Source organism: Lysobacter panacisoli (genome assembly GCF_009765165.1).
Taxonomy (GTDB): Bacteria; Pseudomonadota; Gammaproteobacteria; order Xanthomonadales; family Xanthomonadaceae; genus Lysobacter_J; species Lysobacter_J panacisoli.
Genome location: NZ_VLNU01000001.1, coordinates 2,165,773 through 2,182,277, shown reverse-complemented (window position 1 = coordinate 2,182,277; position 16,505 = coordinate 2,165,773). Strand labels below are relative to the sequence as shown.

16 protein-coding genes are annotated in these 16,505 nt (G+C 69.4%); all 16 read left to right on the top strand.

Translation table 11 applies throughout. The features are described 5' to 3' along the window. Nucleotides 1–809 precede the first annotated feature (809 nt). The 16 genes from fliE to flhA all read left to right on the top strand — a co-directional run bounded on the left by fliE (nucleotide 810) and on the right by flhA (nucleotide 16,469). A complete protein-coding gene (gene fliE, locus FOF45_RS10245) occupies nucleotides 810–1,169 on the top strand; it encodes a flagellar hook-basal body complex protein FliE (RefSeq protein WP_158984524.1) in 360 nt (119 codons plus the stop codon). Nucleotides 1,170–1,225: 56 nt separating this feature from the next. Next, on the top strand, nucleotides 1,226–2,902 hold the full coding sequence (gene fliF, locus FOF45_RS10240) for a flagellar basal-body MS-ring/collar protein FliF (RefSeq protein WP_158984522.1): 1,677 nt from the start codon (nucleotides 1,226–1,228) through the stop codon (nucleotides 2,900–2,902). A gap of 10 nt (nucleotides 2,903–2,912) precedes the next feature. After that, a complete protein-coding gene (gene fliG / locus FOF45_RS10235) occupies nucleotides 2,913–3,899 on the top strand; it encodes a flagellar motor switch protein FliG (RefSeq protein ID WP_199244560.1) in 987 nt (328 codons plus the stop codon). Next, nucleotides 3,896–4,528 carry a FliH/SctL family protein gene (locus FOF45_RS10230; protein WP_158984518.1) on the top strand — a complete coding sequence of 211 codons (633 nt, stop codon included), beginning with the start codon at nucleotides 3,896–3,898 and terminating at the stop codon, nucleotides 4,526–4,528. The genes fliG and FOF45_RS10230 overlap by 4 nt, the downstream gene beginning before the upstream one ends. 268 nt (nucleotides 4,529–4,796) lie before the next feature. Beyond that, the gene (gene fliI / locus FOF45_RS10225) at nucleotides 4,797–6,197 is read left to right on the top strand and encodes a flagellar protein export ATPase FliI (RefSeq protein WP_158984516.1); all 1,401 of its coding nucleotides are present in this window, start codon (nucleotides 4,797–4,799) and stop codon (nucleotides 6,195–6,197) included. After that, nucleotides 6,194–6,646 (top strand): flagellar export protein FliJ, encoded by a 453-nt coding sequence (gene fliJ, locus FOF45_RS10220; protein WP_158984514.1) that lies wholly within the window; start codon nucleotides 6,194–6,196, stop codon nucleotides 6,644–6,646. The genes fliI and fliJ overlap by 4 nt, the downstream gene beginning before the upstream one ends. Continuing rightward, on the top strand, nucleotides 6,643–7,935 hold the full coding sequence (locus FOF45_RS10215) for a flagellar hook-length control protein FliK (RefSeq protein WP_158984512.1): 1,293 nt from the start codon (nucleotides 6,643–6,645) through the stop codon (nucleotides 7,933–7,935). Before fliJ ends, FOF45_RS10215 begins: the two co-directional genes overlap by 4 nt. A gap of 407 nt (nucleotides 7,936–8,342) precedes the next feature. After that, complete coding sequence (locus tag FOF45_RS10210) at nucleotides 8,343–8,837, top strand: flagellar basal body-associated FliL family protein (protein WP_158984510.1); 495 nt, start codon at nucleotides 8,343–8,345, stop codon at nucleotides 8,835–8,837. A 31-nt stretch (nucleotides 8,838–8,868) separates the two neighbouring features. Next, on the top strand, nucleotides 8,869–9,900 hold the full coding sequence (fliM, locus tag FOF45_RS10205; RefSeq protein WP_158984508.1) for a flagellar motor switch protein FliM: 1,032 nt from the start codon (nucleotides 8,869–8,871) through the stop codon (nucleotides 9,898–9,900). A 5-nt stretch (nucleotides 9,901–9,905) separates the two neighbouring features. Then, entirely contained in the window at nucleotides 9,906–10,235 is a 330-nt protein-coding gene (gene fliN / locus FOF45_RS10200) for a flagellar motor switch protein FliN (RefSeq protein ID WP_158984506.1), read from the top strand. Between the two features lie 329 nt (nucleotides 10,236–10,564). Then, the gene (fliO, locus tag FOF45_RS18300) at nucleotides 10,565–10,873 is read left to right on the top strand and encodes a flagellar biosynthetic protein FliO (protein ID WP_267902652.1); all 309 of its coding nucleotides are present in this window, start codon (nucleotides 10,565–10,567) and stop codon (nucleotides 10,871–10,873) included. Between the two features lie 122 nt (nucleotides 10,874–10,995). After that, nucleotides 10,996–11,826: a flagellar type III secretion system pore protein FliP gene (gene fliP / locus FOF45_RS10190; RefSeq protein ID WP_158984502.1), complete on the top strand. Its 831-nt coding sequence runs from the start codon at nucleotides 10,996–10,998 to the stop codon at nucleotides 11,824–11,826. A gap of 4 nt (nucleotides 11,827–11,830) precedes the next feature. Continuing rightward, on the top strand, nucleotides 11,831–12,100 hold the full coding sequence (locus FOF45_RS10185) for a flagellar biosynthetic protein FliQ (protein ID WP_158984500.1): 270 nt from the start codon (nucleotides 11,831–11,833) through the stop codon (nucleotides 12,098–12,100). 193 nt (nucleotides 12,101–12,293) lie between these two features. Then, entirely contained in the window at nucleotides 12,294–13,082 is a 789-nt protein-coding gene (fliR, locus tag FOF45_RS10180; RefSeq protein ID WP_158984497.1) for a flagellar biosynthetic protein FliR, read from the top strand. Nucleotides 13,083–13,230: 148 nt separating this feature from the next. Beyond that, entirely contained in the window at nucleotides 13,231–14,394 is a 1,164-nt protein-coding gene (flhB, locus tag FOF45_RS10175) for a flagellar biosynthesis protein FlhB (protein ID WP_158984495.1), read from the top strand. Nucleotides 14,395–14,483: 89 nt separating this feature from the next. Further along, nucleotides 14,484–16,469 carry a flagellar biosynthesis protein FlhA gene (gene flhA, locus FOF45_RS10170; protein WP_233264218.1) on the top strand — a complete coding sequence of 662 codons (1,986 nt, stop codon included), beginning with the start codon at nucleotides 14,484–14,486 and terminating at the stop codon, nucleotides 16,467–16,469. The last annotated feature ends 36 nt before the right edge of the window (nucleotides 16,470–16,505 follow it).

Here is a 16,505-nt window from a genome sequence, read left to right as displayed (position 1 = left end):
GCGAAGCGCACCCGGGGGCATTCCCGGCATCCCCGGGTGCGCTTCGCTTACCCGGGCTACGGCACTGGTGGAGAAGCTGCGCAAATACGGGATCGAGCGCGAATCGATGGAGCTGGCGCAGGGGTTCTGAGGCGGTTTTGTTTGAGGGGGCGGTGTTAGCGCTCTCTTTTTCATCCTTGAAACAACAGCGTTGAGCAACGGCTTTGAGCAACGGCAACAGCTTCCGCTCGCAAGCGAGCGGGTTACTTTTGTCCTGACAAAAGTAACCAACACCGTTCGCTCCTCTCACGAGCCGCCGCTACGCGGCGGTGCCCTGCGCGCCTACGCCGCAAAGGGGCACGCCGCCCAAACTCGCTGCGCTCAAACAGTGGGCGGCTCTTCGGCCCCTTTCCGGCTCCGGTGCTCGGCTCGATCGGAAGTCGCTGAAGGGCGAAGAGCAAGGCAGTGCACGGCAACAGCACAGCAACAGCACAGCAACAGCAGTCTCGTAGCCCGGGTAAGCGAAGCGCACCCGGGGAGTACAGGGATGCCCCGGGTGCGCTTCGCTTACCCGGGCTACGGCACTGTTGCTCCAAGGCTCGCAACCTCAGCGGCCCTGCTCCCATCGACCACATCCAGTTGCATTTCATTCCAAAGCAACCCGAAGTGGCTACGCCGCGCCGTCGCCACATCGCCCCCGCCTGCCGGGTGCCCCACCCCGCGCCAGAAACCGGACACCGTCCACAGCCCGAGCGCCGGAAACCCGTTCATGAACCCGTGGCACGCCGCTTGCCTGTACCCCGCAGGTAATCCGCATCGCCGTACGGACCATGACCGACGCCATCTCTTCCATCCTGTCCCAGATCCGCGCCCACGAGATGCGCATGCGTGGGCCGGATGCCGCGCCGGGCAATGCCATCGCGCCGAGCGCGCTGGCCCCGGGTGCGGTCGCGGGCGGTGCGGCCGCGCCGGGATTCCAGCAGACCCTCAACAACGCCATCGACAGCGTCAGTCGTGCGCAGAACACCAGCGGCGCGCTGCAGCAGGCGTTCGAAATGGGCGATCCGCGCGCCGACCTGGCGCGGGTGATGGTCGCCATGCAGCAGTCCAGCGTCGCCTTCCGCGCCACGGTCGAGGTGCGAAACCGCCTCGTCCAGGCGTACCAGGACGTCATGAACATGCCGGTGTAACGGACACACCGCATACCGCTCCTTCGCCCACTCATTCCCGGACCCCGTAACCCGACATGGCCGTCATCGCCCTTCCCGACCAGAACAAGCTGCGCGAACTGCGCGGACTGCAGGACATCCCGGTGGTACGCCAGCTCGGGCTGTTCGCGCTGGTGGCCGCGGTCATCGCGCTCGGCCTGTGGCTGTTCTTCTGGACGCAGCGTCCGGATTACGTGCCGGTCTACGCGGGCCTCGACGCCAAATCGACCAGCGAAGCCTCCGAGCTGCTGCGCACCGCGCAGATCCCGTTCCGCGTCGATCCGGGCAGCGGCGCGCTGGCGGTGCCGCAGGACCAGATCGGCCAGGCCAAGCTCGCGCTCGCCGCGGCCGGCCTGCCCGCCAACAACGACACCGGCTTCGAAGCGATCAAGGGCGACCAGGGCTTCGGCACCAGCCAGTTCATCGAGAACGCGCGTTACCAGCACGCGCTGGAATCCGAACTCGCCCGCACCATCGCGAACCTGCGCCCGGTGCGCGAGGCGCGCGTGCACCTGGCGATGCCCAAGCCGAGTGCGTTCACCCGCCAGAAGGAACCGGCCAGCGCGTCGGTGGTGCTGCAGCTGCACAGCGGCGCGTCGCTGGAACAGGGCCAGGTCGATGCGATCGTGCATCTGGTCGCGTCCAGCATTCCCGGCCTGCCGCCGGAGCGCGTGACCGTGGTCGACCAGTTCGGCCGCATGCTTTCCAACGTCGATCCCGACAGCGACGCGGCCGTCGCCGCCAAGCAGTTCGACCAGCAGCACCGGCTCGAAGCGACCTACGTGCAGCGCATCCACGAGCTGCTCGAACCGATGACCGGCAACGGCCGCATCAGCGCGCAGGTCAGCGTCGACATGGACTTCGCCCAGACCGAGGAAGCACGCGAGGTCTACGGCCCGCAGCAGCCGATGGTGCGCAGCGAGCAGTTGTCCGAATCCAGCGCCGGCGGCAACACCGCGCCGCAAGGCGTTCCGGGCAGCGCCAGCAACACGCCCGCCGCGGCGCCGCCGGCCAACGCGACTGCCGCTGCGCCGGCCACGGCCGCCGCGCAGCAGGTGCAGACGACGTCGAGCGGTCCGTCCTCGCGCAGCAGCGTGCGCAACTACGAGATCGACCGCACCCTCACCCACACCCGCCAGGGTCCGGGTCGCGTGCGCCGCGTCACCGCCGCGGTACTGGTGGACAACGTGCCCGCCGCGGCCGGCAAGGACGGAAAGCCGGCGCTGCGCGCGCTCACCGATCCGGAACTCAAGCGCATCGAGACGCTGGTGCAGCAGGCGATCGGTTTCGATACGCAGCGCGGCGACGCGGTGTCGGTGGTCAACGCACCGTTCGCGCGCGACATCGTCGCCAATGGCGAAGGCGAGAAGGCGCCGCTGTGGGAACACCCGCGCGCAATGGAATTCCTGCGCATCGCCGTCGGTGGCCTGGCGGTGCTGGTGCTGATCCTCACCGTGCTGCGCCCGCTGTTCCGCCAGCTGATGGGCGGCAAGACGGCCAAGCCGAAGATCGCCACGGCCAAGGTGGTGCCGATCGACGACGACGACATCCCGGTCGCGCTGTCCGCGCCGGCCTCCGACGCGGTCGTCCCCGCCGTGCTCGCACCGGGTTCGATGACGTTCGACGACAAGCTCGAAGTGGCGCGCGCCGCGGTCAACAACGACTCCAAGCGCGTGGCACAGGTGGTACGCGACTGGGTGGAATCCGATGGCTGATCCGACCGGACTGACGGGCGTGCAGCGCGCCGCGGTCGTCCTGCTCTCGCTCGGCGAGCAGCAGGCCGCCGAGGTGCTCAAGCACATGAGCGCCAAGGAAGTGCAGAAGCTCGGCCTGGCCATGACCTCGGTCAGCGGCGTCTCGCGCGAATCCGTGGGCAAGGTGATCGACCAGTTCGTCGACAACCTGGCGCAGCCCAGCGGCCTGGGTTCTGGCGCCGATGAATACGTGCGCGCGGTGCTGGTGCAGGCGCTCGGTGAGGAACGCGCGAGCAGCCTGATCGACCGCATCCTGCTGGGCCGCAACACTTCCGGCCTGGACACGCTGAAGTGGATGGAACCGCGCGCCATCGCCGACCTGGTGCGCAACGAGCATCCGCAGATCATCGCTATAGTCATGGCGCACCTGGAAAGCGACCAGGCCGCCGAGGCACTGAAGTGCCTGCCCGACCGCGTGCGCGCCGACGTGCTGCTGCGCATCGCCACGCTCGACGGCATTCCGCCGAACGCGCTGAACGAACTCAACGACGTGATGGCACGCCAGTTCGCCGGCGCGCAGAACCTCAAGTCGTCCTCGGTCGGCGGCGTGAAGGTCGCGGCCAACATCCTCAACTTCATGGATTCGGGCCAGGACGAGATGATCCTGGGCACCATCGGCGAGATCGACAACGAACTGGGCGTGCGCATCCGCGATTTGATGTTCGTGTTCGACAACCTCGCCGAGATCGACGACCGCGCCATGCAGGCCGTGCTGCGCGAAGTGCCCAACGACAAGCTCGCCGTCGCCCTGCGCGGCGCCGACGGCAAGGTGCGCGAGAAGATCACCGCCAACATGTCGCAGCGCGCCGCGGAAATCCTCGTCGAGGACATGGAAGCGCGCGGCCCGGTGCGACTGGCGGAAGTCGAAGCGGCGCAGAAGGAAATCCTCGCGATGGTCCGCAAGATGGCCGACGCCGGCACGATCCAGCTCGCCGCCAAGGCCGAGGCGTTCGTATGAGCCTGGCCGCGTGGAACCACGAACTCGCCGGCGCGGTGCGCTGGACTGCGCCCGGACTGGACGCGCCGCCGGTGGTGGAACCGCTGGTCGAACTGCCTTCCCCGCCGAGCGTGGAAGCGTTGCAGGCGATCGAGGAAGCCGCGCACGAACAGGGTTACCAGGACGGTCTCGCCCGCGGCCACGCCGAGGGTTTCGCGACGGGCCAGGCCGAAGTGCGCCGTCTGATCGCGCAGATCGAAGGCATCCTCGACGGTTTCACCCGCCCGTTGTCGCGACTGGACGATGAAGTCGCCGAAGCGCTGGCGGAGTTGTCCGTGCGCGTGGCGGGCTCGCTGCTCGGCCCGGCCTACAGCGCCGATCCTGCGCTGCTCGCCGACCTCGTGCGCGAAGCGCTCGACGCGGTGGGCCGCAGCGAACGCGACGTCGAACTGCGCCTGCATCCGGACGACATGGGCGTCCTGTATCCGCATCTTGCCGGCCTCGATGGCGTGCGCCTGACCAACGACAGCACGCTGGCGCGCGGCGAGCTGCGCGTGCACAGCGAAAGCGTGCGCATCGACGGCACCATCGCGGCGCGTCTGCAGGCGGCGCTGGAGAGCACGATCGCTGCGCATGGAGCCGTGCGATGAGTGCCCTGCCCCTCTCCCTGGCCCGCTTCGCGAGCCTGTCCCTCTCCCGCAAGGGGAGAGGGACAAAGCGCGCGAGCAACGAAGGCGCTGATCGTTCTCCAGCCAGCTGTGCTGTTCCTTCTCCCCTTGCGGGAGAAGGTGCCCCGAAGGGGCGGAAGAGGGGTGCGCGCAGCGCATGCCATCTTCACCCCACCCCTCTCCCTGACCGCCTGCGGCGGTCTGTCCCTCTCCCGCAAGGGGAGAGGGACATGCACGCGAGCCTCGGCGCATGACCACCCCCGCCTCCCACTGGCGTGACGCGCGCAACCTGCGCCTCGCCGCGCGACTGGAATCGGCCGCGCCGCAACCGCGCGCGCTCGGCCTTGCGCGCGAAGGCGTGCTGCGCCGCGCCGTCGGCCTCACGCTGGAAGCCAGCGGTTGCAGCGCACCGCTGGGTTCGCGCTGCCGCGTTGAAACGCAGGGCGGCGTGTGGGTGGATGCGGAAGTCGTCGGTTTCTCCGGCGACCGCACCTTCCTCATGCCCAGCGCACACCTGGAAGGCCTGCTGCCCAACGCACGCGTCGTGCCCAGCCGCCAGCGCGGCGAAGTCGCGGTCGGCGAAGGCCTGCTCGGGCGCGTGATCGACAGCGACGGCGTACCGCTCGACGGACGCGGCCCGATCCGCGCCGAACACTGGGTCGGCCTCGCCGGCGCTTCGATCAATCCGCTGATGCGCGAGCCGATCACGCGATCGCTCGACGTCGGCGTGCGCGCGATCAACGCGCTGCTGCCGATCGGACGCGGCCAGCGCGTGGGTCTGTTCGCCGGTTCCGGCGTCGGCAAATCCACGCTGCTGGGCATGATGACCCGCTTCACCGCCGCCGACGTGATCGTCGTCGGACTGATCGGCGAACGCGGACGCGAAGTGCGCGATTTCGTCGAAGCCACGCTCGGCGAGGAAGGCCTGCGCCGCGCGGTCGTGGTGGCCGCACCGGCCGATCGCCCGCCGCTGGCGCGCCTGCACGGCGCGCTGCGCGCGACCGCCATCGCCGAGTGGTACCGCGACCAGGGCCTGCACGTGCTGCTGCTGATGGATTCGCTCACCCGCTACGCGCACGCGCAGCGCGAGATCGGCCTGTCGGTCGGCGAACCGCCGACCACGCGCGGTTATCCGCCGAGCGTGTTCGCCAAGCTGCCGGCGCTGGTCGAACGCGCGGGCAACGGCGCCGACGGGCGCGGTTCGATCACCGCGTTCTACACCGTGCTGACCGAAGGCGACGACCAGCAGGAACCCATCGCCGATGCCGCACGCGCGATCCTCGACGGCCACATCGTGCTGACCCGCCGCATCGCCGATGCCGGCCAGTATCCGGCCATCGACGTGGAAGTCTCGGTCAGCCGCGTGATGCAGGACATCACCGACGCGCCGTGGCGCGAACGCATCCGCAAGCTCAAGCGCCTGATGGCGGCCTACAACGCACAGCGCGACCTGATCGCCATCGGCGCCTACCAGCGCGGCAACGATCCGGTCGTCGATGAAGCGCTGGCGCGCTGGCCGGCGATCCTCAACTTCCTCGGACAGGACGTGAGCGAGGCGGCCGACGTCGCCGCCAGCCGCGATGCGCTCGCGCGCCTGCTCGACGATGTCCGCGAACCCACTGTCACTTCCGCGAAGACGGAGACCGCATGACCCGCTCGGAACGACTCGATCCGCTGCTGAACCTGATGCAGCAACGCCAGGACGCCGCCGCCCGCGAAGTCGCCGAGCGCGACCGCCAGCTGGCCGAGCAGGAACAGCGCCTGGACGCGCTGCGCCGCTACGCCGAGGAATACGCCGTCGCGCCGTCGGCCGACGCCACCATCGCCCCGGCATTGCTCGCCAACCGCATCGCGTTCCGCGCCAAGCTCGAAACCGCGGTGGACCAGCAGAGCCGCATCGTCGACAGCAGCCGCCAGAACCGCGACGTCGAACGCGCGCGGCTGATGCTCGCCAGCCGCGACGCCAAGGTGTTGGGGCAGCTCGCCGACAGCTACCGCGCGCAGGAATCGCGCGTGGCCGAGCAGCGCGTGCAGCGCGAACTCGACGACCTCGGCGCGCGCCGCGTGCGCGGCAACGGCAACGACGGAGCTCCGGAGTGATCCCCACGTTTTCCTCGCTGCTGGGCAGCAACGCCGCGAACGGCGCGTCGTCCACGCGCAATGCGCCGCAGTCGTCCGGCAACGGCGGTAACGACGACCGCGATGGCGGCTTCGACGCGCTGATGCAGTCGTCCCCGCGCAGCGAAACCCAGACGCGTTCGCCGGAGCAGGCGGGGTCGCACCGTGCGCAGAACGAACGTCCCGCCGACAAGGGCGAAGCGCGCAAGACCGACGACGGCGGGCAGCGCGCGCAGAACGACACGAAGACGCAGGAATCGCGCAGCGACGACGGTCCGCGTCGCGCCGAATCGAAGAGTGACGACGGCGCATCGACCGACAGTACGGACAGCACCGAGCGCGACACCGCGACGGCCGAAACGGCCCCGGCCGGAACCTCGGCCACGGCCGATTCGTCCGACAACACGACGACGGCGAGCGCCACGCCCGCTGCCGCACCGGCAACGCTTCCTGAGCAGCTGCTCGCGCTGCTCAACGGCCTCGCCGGTGCGACCGCCGTCGCGCCCGTGCCCGCCGCCGACGCGGCATCGACGCTTGCGCCGACCGATACCGTCCTCACCGGCACACTCGATCCGCGCGCCGCCGGCAACACCGCGAAGACGCCGTTGCCCGCGCTGCCGACTGCCGCGTCGCAGTCCGCGGCTGCTCCGGTCGAAGGCGAGGCCACTGCGGCCTTCGCGATGGCGATGGGCGCCGCGGCCGCCAACGATGGCGATGCGAACGCGACAGAGACCGCCCTGACCGCAAGTGCCGTCGACGATGCCGCGAGCGCGCCCACGACGCCGCTGACCATCGCCTCGGCCACGGTGCATCCGCTGTCCCGCGCCACCGCCGCCGCGGTCGCCGCGAACCAGCCACTGGGTCTGGATGCCGGATTCGACGACGGCTTCGGTTCGCGCATCGCGTGGATGGCCGAACAGCGCGTCGGCCACGCCGAGATCCGTGTCAGCCCCGACCATCTGGGCACCATCGACGTACGCCTGCAGCTGGACGGCAACCGCGTCAACGCCGAATTCCACAGCGCGCAGGCCGACGTGCGCCAGGCGCTCGAATCCAGCCTGCCGCGCCTGCGCGACATGCTGGGCCAGCAGGGACTGCAGCTCGGCCATGCCGATGTCGGCCAGCGCCAGCCTGGCGAACAGCAGGCGTCGAGCGGGCAGGCCTCCGGTTCGACACCGGCGGGGAACGGCGGCGAGCGCGGCAATGACGCCGGGTGGACGCCGGGCCTGGCCGCGCGTGCCACGCGCGGACTGCTGGATGAGTACGCCTGACGGACGACGGATGAACGCGCCGGGCGACTGACGGGAGTCTGGCGCGCGCGGCGCGTCAAAAGACCGGCGGCTGCGCCGCCACCCCCTCTTCCGCCCTTCGGGCACCTTCTCCCACGAGGGGAGAAGGAAGAAGCGGCGGCAGCACTGACGCGCGATCGCAACGAAGCGCACTGCGTTTCCCTTTCCCACAGGTTCACCTGCGTTTCCCTCTCCCCTTGCGGCGACCGCAGGGAGTGCAGAGCTGAGAGGGACAGGCCGACGCAGTCGGCCAGGGAGAGGGGTTGGGCACGCGCTTCGCGCGCCCCCTCTTCCGCCCTTCGGGCACCTTCTCCCTCAAGGGGAGAAGGGAAACCCTGCGGCACACCGCTTGCACGGACACGGCATTCCCCATCCGCCGGATCCGCCGCATGTCCAAGCCCGCCGCCAACGCCGCTCCTCCTCCGCCGCGCAGCAACAACCTGGCGCTGTGGATCCTGATCGCGCTGCTGCTGGTCGGCATGGCCGCCGCCGGCGCCTGGTGGTTCCTGGAAGGTCGCCACGCAGGCGAGACGCAGGCCGGGGCGAAGACGCCCGCGGCCGTGGCGCCGGCGCGCTACTACGCGCTGGAGCCGGCGTTCGTGGTGAACCTCGCCGACACCGGCTCGGTGCGCTACCTGCAGGCCGACGTGCAGGTGATGACCCGCGACGAAGCCACCGGCGCCGCACTGGAACTGCACAGCCCGGCGATCCGCAATCGCCTGCTGCTGCTGTTCGGCCAGCAGACCGCCGCGCAGCTCGCCCAGCGCACCGCCAAGGAACGCCTGCAGGAGCAGGCCCTCGCCGAAGTGCGCGGCGTGCTCAAGTCCGAGCGTGCGCCGAACAAGGTCGAGGCGGTGTTCTTCACCAGCCTCGTCACGCAGTGACCGACGCCACCGACAGGAAGCGACCGCGATGATGAGCGACCTGCTCTCACAGGACGAGATCGATGCCCTGCTGCACGGCGTCGACAGCGGTGCGGTGGAAACCGAACCGCCGGCGGCGCCGGGCGAGGCGCGCAACTACGACTTCGCCAGCCAGGACCGCATCGTCCGCGGCAAGCTGCCGACGCTGGAGATGATCAACGAGCGCTTCGCCCGTACCTGGCGCATCGGCCTGTTCAACCTGCTGCGCCGCTCGGCCGACCTGTCGGTGCGCGGCATCGACCTGATCCGTTTCGGCGAATACATGCATTCGCTGCAGGTGCCGACCAACCTCAACCTGGTGAAGATGAAGCCGCTGCGCGGCACCGCGCTGGTGATGTTCGAGCCGCGCCTGGTGTTCACTGTAGTCGACAACTTCTTCGGCGGCTCGGGCAAGTACCACACGCGCATCGAAGGTCGCGAGTTCACGCCGACCGAGATGCGCGTGATCCAGCTGCTGCTCAAGCAGACCTTCTCCGATCTGGTGGAAGCCTGGGCGCCGGTGATGCCGGTGGAGTTCGAATACCTCAATTCCGAGGTCAACCCGCACTTCGCCAACATCATCAGCCCGCGCGAGTACATCGTCGTGTGCCGTTTCCATGTCGAACTGGAAGGCGGCGGTGGCGAGTTCCACGTGTCGCTGCCCTACGCGATGCTCGAACCGATCCGCGAGGCGCTCGACGCCGGCGTACAGAGCGACCGCATCGAGCGCGACGAGAGCTGGACGGTGGCGTTGCGCTCGCAGCTCCACGATGCGGAGATCGAGTTGTCCAGCGTACTGGCGCAGCGCGCGATCAGCCTGCGCGAGCTGTGCCGCCTGCGCGTGGGCGACGTGATCCCGATCGACATCCCGCGCACGGCGACGCTGAAGGTCGAGCAGATGCCGCTGTTCTCCGGCGAGTTCGGCACGCACAACGGCCGCAACGCCATCAAGGTCAACGCCGTGCACGCGGTGCGCGAGAAGCCGGCGTTCGACCCCACCAATCCCGATTCCATCGCGGTCCACGCCGCGCTCACCCAGGCCTGATGCCGATGAACTCCAACGACTCCGCCGCACGCGCTGCCTTCGACCCGCTGACCAACGAGGGCGGCATCGCCAGCGACCTCAACCTGGACGTGATCCTCGACGTGCCGGTGACGCTGTCGCTGGAAGTCGGCCGCGCGCGCATCCCGATCCGCAACCTGCTGCAGCTCAACCAGGGCTCGGTGGTGGAACTGGAGCGCGGTGCCGGCGAACCGCTGGACCTGTACGTCAACGGCACGCTGATCGCACAGGGCGAGGTGGTCGTGGTCAACGACCGCTTCGGCGTGCGCCTGACCGACGTCGTCAGCCCGGCCGAGCGCATCAAGAGGCTGCGATGAGCGCGGACGGCGCGGCGCAGTCCGACCGCACCGTCGCGGTCGGGGTCAGCGCAGTGGATGCTCCTGCGGCGCCGCCGACGCCGGTCGCGGCATCGGTTGCTCAGGCAGATAACGCCCTGCCCTGCGCGCAGGGGAGCGTTGGCGAGGGATGCGGGCCGCTTGCGGCGAACGCATCGCCACAAGCCTCGGCGCAAAGCGCCTCGCCAGTCACTCCCAGCCTCCCTCTGCAAGCGGGGGCAGGCGCAAGAACGCATACGGCGACGATCGCACAACCGCAGAAGGCACCCGCCTTCGCCAAGCCCTCCGACGGCCCCGGCATCGGCGGTGCGGTGTTCGCGCTGATCCTCGTCGTCTCGCTGATCCTCGGACTGGGCTGGCTCGCACGGCGCATGCCGGGCGTCGGTCGCGCGTCGAACAACGCGCTGCGCGTGGTCGGCTCGCTCGCGCTGGGTCCGCGCGACCGCGTGGTCGTGGTCGAGGCCGGCTCGACGCAGCTGCTGCTGGGCGTGAGCTCCTCCGGCATCCGCCACCTGCACACGCTCGATGCGCCGCTGCCCGTGGCACAGCCTTCGCAGGGGCAGAACATCGCGACCCCGTTCGCGCAACTGCTCGCCCAGCATTTCGGAAAGAAGCCGTGATTTCCCGCGCCCTCACCCATTCAGTACGTCATCCCCGCAAAGGCGGGGATCCAACCGTCAGGAGCATCACGCCTTCCGGAAGCCGTGACATACCGGATGCATGGATTCCGGCCTTCGCGGGAATGACGAGCCGGACGCGGATCTCCCAACGCTCTATCGCGCTGGCGCTCCTGGCCACGCTGCTGTTCGCACTGATGTTCGCCCTGCCCGCCTTCGCGCAGAGCGCGCCGGCCGTCGTCGATCCGTCGGCATCGCCGAGCGCGGCGGCGGCACTGTCGCAGCCGTTGCCGGCGGTGACGGTCGGCAAGATCGGAGGCGAGCCGGTCAGCATGCCGATGCAGGTGCTGCTGCTGATGACCGGCATCACGCTGCTGCCGGCGGCGTTGCTGGGACTGACCGCGTTCACCCGCATCATCATCGTGCTGGGCCTGCTGCGGCAGGCGCTCGGCACCGGGCAGACGCCGAGCAACCAGGTGCTGCTGGCGCTGGCGTTGTTCCTCACCGCGATGGTGATGATGCCGGTGTTCGACCAGGCCTGGGCCGCGGGCATCGCGCCCTACCTCAACAACCAGATGGATTTCCGCAGCGCATGGACCGCCGCGTCGGAGCCGTTCCGCGGCTTCATGCTGGCGCAGATCCGCGAGACCGACCTGATGACGTTCGCGGGCCTGTCCAACAGCGGCCCGTACGCGACGCCGCAGGACGTGCCGTTCAGCGTGCTCGCCGCGTCGTTCCTGACCAGCGAGCTGAAGACCGCGTTCGAGATCGCGTTCCTGATCTACATCCCGTTCGTGATCATCGACCTGGTGGTGGCGAGCGTGCTGATGTCGATGGGCATGATGATGCTCTCGCCGATGCTGATCTCGGCGCCGTTCAAGATCCTGCTGTTCGTGCTGGTGGACGGCTGGGTGCTGGTGGTCGGATCGCTCGCGGCCAGCTTCAACCCGGTGTGATGCCATGACGCCCGAAACCGCACTCACCGAGATCGGCCGCGGCCTGCAGATGGCGCTGATGCTGGGCGCACCGCCGCTGATCGCGGTGCTCGTGGTCGGCGTGCTGGTGGGCGTGATCCAGGCCGCCACGCAGCTCAACGAGCCCACCATCGGCTTCGTCGTGAAGGCGGTGGCGCTAGTGGCGACACTGGCGCTGACCGGGCATTTCCTGCTCGGCAAGCTGGTGGCGTTCACGACGGATCTGTTCCATCGGATTCCGCACCTAGTCGGCTGATGGAACGGCCGCGCCCCTCTCCCTGGCTCGCTTCGCGAGCCTGTCCCTCTCCCGCAAGGGGAGAGGGAGAAGCAACTGTGCTCGACGTGCGCAGCGTTGCCCTCAACACACCTTGCGTTGCCCTCAACACACCTTGCGTTGCCCTCCCCCCTTGCGGGGGAGGGACAGGCGCGAAGCGCCAGGGTGAGGGGTAATGGAACCCGTCACCGGCACCGTCATCGACGGCCTCAACCTGTTCGGCATGCTCGGCACCGTGCTGTGGCATGCGATCCGCATCGGCGCGGCGATGCAGGCGCTGCCGATGATCGGCGGACGCAGCATGCCGATGCGCGCGCGGTTGATGATCACGCTGGCGCTGGCCGGCGCGCTGTCGGCGCTGCTGCCGACGCCGCCTCCGGCGGGCGTGGATGCCGCCACCGCGCTCACCGTGCTGCGCGAGTTCGCCGTCGGCATCGCGATCGGATTGATGCTGCGCCTGGCGTTCGAGGCGGGACAGTTCGCGGGCGAACTCGTGTCGCAGGGCATGGGCCTGTCGTTCGCGACGATGGCCGATCCGCTCAGCGGCGCGTCCTCGCCGGTGCTGGCACAGTGGTTCTACCTCGTGTTCGGCCTGCTGTTCTTCACCTTCGACGGCCACCTGGCGCTGGTGAAGCTGCTGCTCGACAGCTACCACGCGCTGCCGCTGGGCACGCCGATGGCCGACGTGCCGCAGTTCCTGTCGATCGTGCCGACGTTCTTCTCGACCTGCCTGCAGGCCGGCCTGCTGCTGGCGTTGCCGGTGGTGGTGGCGCTGCTGGCGGTGAACCTCGCGTTCGGCGTGCTGGCGCGTGCGGCGCCGCAGCTCAACCCGATGCAGCTCGGCCTGCCGGTCGCGCTGCTGGTCGGCCTGCTGCTGCTGATGCTTATGGCACGCGAACTGCAGGGACCGGTGGAGCGCCTGTTCGACGAGGCGTTCAACGCGGCGCGTGCGCTGACCGCCTGACGACCACGCCGTAGCCCGGGTAAGCGAAGCGCACCCGGGATGGCGCTCAGGCTCTGACGCACGACGAGTCCCCGGGTGCGCTTCGCTTACCCGGGCTACGTTTGGCACGCTCGCTGCAGGGATCGGCTAGCGAGAGGAATGAAAGCCGATGGCCGAAGATCAGGAAGACCGCACCGAACAGCCATCAGAAAAACGATTGCGCGAGGCGCGCGAACGCGGCGACGTCCCGCGATCGCGCGAACTGGGCAACGTGGCGGTGCTGGGCTGCGCGGCGGCGACGCTGGTCGCGACCGGTTCGCACATCGGCAGCGCCTCACAGGATTGGCTGCGCGATGCACTGACGCTCGATCCGGCCCTGCTCGGCCAGCACGACCGTTTCCTGCCGCACGTGGCGAAGCTGCTCGGCGGCCTGCTGTTGCCGATGCTGCCGGTGCTGCTGGCCGCGCTCGGGGCGTGCTTCATCGCGCCGGCGGTGATGGGCGGGCTGCGCTTCGCCAGCAAGTCGCTGGCGCCGGATTTCGCGCGCATGAGTCCGCTCAACGGTTTCAAGCGCATGTACGGCAAGGAAAGCCTGGCCGAGCTGGTGCGCTCGATGCTGCGCGTGGTGCTGATCGGCGGCCTCGCCGGGCTGGTGGTGCACGGCGCGTTCACCCAGCTGCTGGCGATGGCGAACCAGCCGCTGCAGACCGCGGTCGGTTCCGGGCTCGGGCTGATCAGCAAGGCGGTGCTGGCGATGGTCGGCGCGCTCGGCGTGCTGGCGCTGATCGACGTGCCCTGGCAGCACTGGTCGTACCGCAACCGCCTGAAGATGACCAAGCAGGAGCTGCGCGACGAGTACAAGGAAAGCGAGGGCAACCCGGAAGTGAAGGCGCGCGTGCGCCAGATCGCCTCGCAGATGTCGCGCCGGCAGACGATGGAAGCGGTGCCCACCGCCGACGTGGTCGTGACCAACCCGACCCACTACGCCGTGGCCCTGAAGTACGAGGCCGGCGCGATGCGCGCGCCCAAGGTCGTGGCCAAGGGCGTGGACGAGATCGCCCTGATGATCCGCGACATCGCCGGCAAGCACCGGATCACCGTGGTGGAAGCGCCGCCTTTGGCACGCGCCTTGTATCGGCATGCGCAGATCGACCAGGAGATCCCGGTGAAGCTCTACGCGGCCGTCGCGCAGGTCCTGTCCTACGTCTACCAGATCAAGCGCTGGCACCGTTCGCACGGGCCGATGCCGCAGCTGGGCGACGTCGCCGTGGACGCGGTGCTGGCCGACGGTGAAGCCGCCGCCGGGACGCCCGTCAAAGGCCCGACACCGTGAGCAGTCCGTCTTTTGACAGGCGCTTCTCCCTCGCCGAGATAGGCCACGCGGTCCGCAGCGGCCTGGCGACCCCGGTGGTCGTGCTGGCGATGCTGGCGATGGTGATCGTGCCGCTGTCGCCGCTGGTGCTGGACGGCCTGTTCACCATCAACATCGCGATGTCGCTGGTGGTGCTGCTGGCGGTCGTGTACGTGAAGCGGCCGCTGGAATTCTCGGTCTTCCCCAGCGTGTTGCTGCTGGTCACGCTGCTGCGCCTCGCGCTCAACGTCGCCTCCACCCGCGTGGTCCTGCTGCACGGCCACCAGGGCCCGGCCGCGGCCGGCCACGTCATCGAATCCTTCGGCCAGTTCGTCATCGGCGGCAGCTTCGCGGTCGGCATCGTGGTATTCGCGATCCTGACCATCGTCAACTTCGTCGTCGTCACCAAGGGCGCCGGGCGCATCTCGGAAGTGTCGGCGCGCTTCATCCTCGACGCCCTGCCCGGCAAGCAGATGGCGATCGACGCCGACCTCAACGCCGGCCTGCTCACCCGCGAGGACGCCAAGGCCCGTCGCGAGGAAGTGCGTGCGGAAGCCGACTTCTATGGTTCGATGGACGGCGCCAGCAAGTTCGTGCGCGGCGACGCCATCGCCGGCCTGCTGATCCTGGCGATCAACGTGATCGGCGGCGTGCTGATCGGCGTGCTCCAGCACGACATGGCCTTCGCCGAAGCGGGCAAGACCTACACGCTGCTGGCGATCGGCGACGGCCTCGTCGCGCAGCTGCCGGCGCTGCTGATCTCCACCGCGGTGGCGATGCTGGTCACGCGCGCCACGCGCGAACAGGAAATGGGCCAGGCGGTCACCACGCAGGTGCTGCATCCGCGTGCGCTGTCGGTGGCCGCGGCGCTGCTGGGCCTGGTCGGCATCGTGCCGGGCATGCCGAACGTGCCGTTCCTGATCCTCGCGGCGATCCTCGGCTATGCGGCATGGCGGATGCACCAGCGCGCGAGCGCCGCGCCGGAAGCGACACCGGAAACCGAAGCGGCCGCGACCGCCGCCGCGCAGCCGGAACTGAGCTGGGACGAACTGCGTCCGGTCGAACCGCTCGGCCTGGAAGTCGGCTACCGCCTGATCGCGCTGGTCGACAAGCACCAGGGCGGCGAACTGCTCGCGCGCCTGAAGGGCGTGCGCCGCAAGCTCACCCAGGACCTGGGTTTCCTGATTCCCGCCGTGCACGTGCGCGACAACCTGGAACTGTCGCCGGGCCAGTACCGCGTGCTGGTGCACGGCGTGCCGATCGCCACCGGCGAACTGCATCCCGACCGCGACCTCGCGCTCGATCCGGGCCACGTGTTCGGCAAGCTCGAGGGCATTCCCGGCAAGGACCCGGCGTTCGGACTGGACGCGGTGTGGATCCAGCCCAGCCAGCGCGCGAATGCCGAATCGCTGGGCTACACCGTGGTCGATGCCGCGACCGTGGTCGCCACGCATCTCTCGCACCTGGTGCGCGAACGCGCGGCCGAACTGCTCGGCCACGAGGAAGTGCAGCAGCTGCTGTCCACGCTCGGCCGCAACTCGCCGCGCCTGGTCGAGGACCTGACGCCGAAGCTGCTGCCGCTGTCGACGGTGGTGCGCGTGCTGCAGTCGCTGCTCGCCGAGCGCGTACCGGTGCGCCAGTTGCGCCAGATCGTCGAAGCGCTGCTCGAACACGGCGCGCACACCCAGGACCCGGCCCTGCTGACCGCCGCGGTACGCACCGCGCTGGGCCGCTTCATCGTCCAGGAACTCAACGGCCTGGGCGCCGAACTGCCCGTCTATACCTTGGCGCCGGCTCTGGAACGGGTATTGCAGGACTCCGTCAGCGGCCAGGGCGCCGCGCTGGAACCCGGACTCGCCGAGCGTCTTCACCAGAACCTCAGCGAGTGCGTCACCCGCCAGGAAACCCGCGGCGAACCCGCGGTACTGCTGGTCCCCGGTGGCATCCGCTCCGCGATCGCCCGGCTCGTGCGGCACAGCGTCCCCGCGCTGACCGTGCTGGCCTACGGCGAGGTGCCGGAGGACAAGCGGTTGCGACTGGTGGGATCGGTGGGCTGATGCAACACCCATAGCGACACGAACACGAACACACGC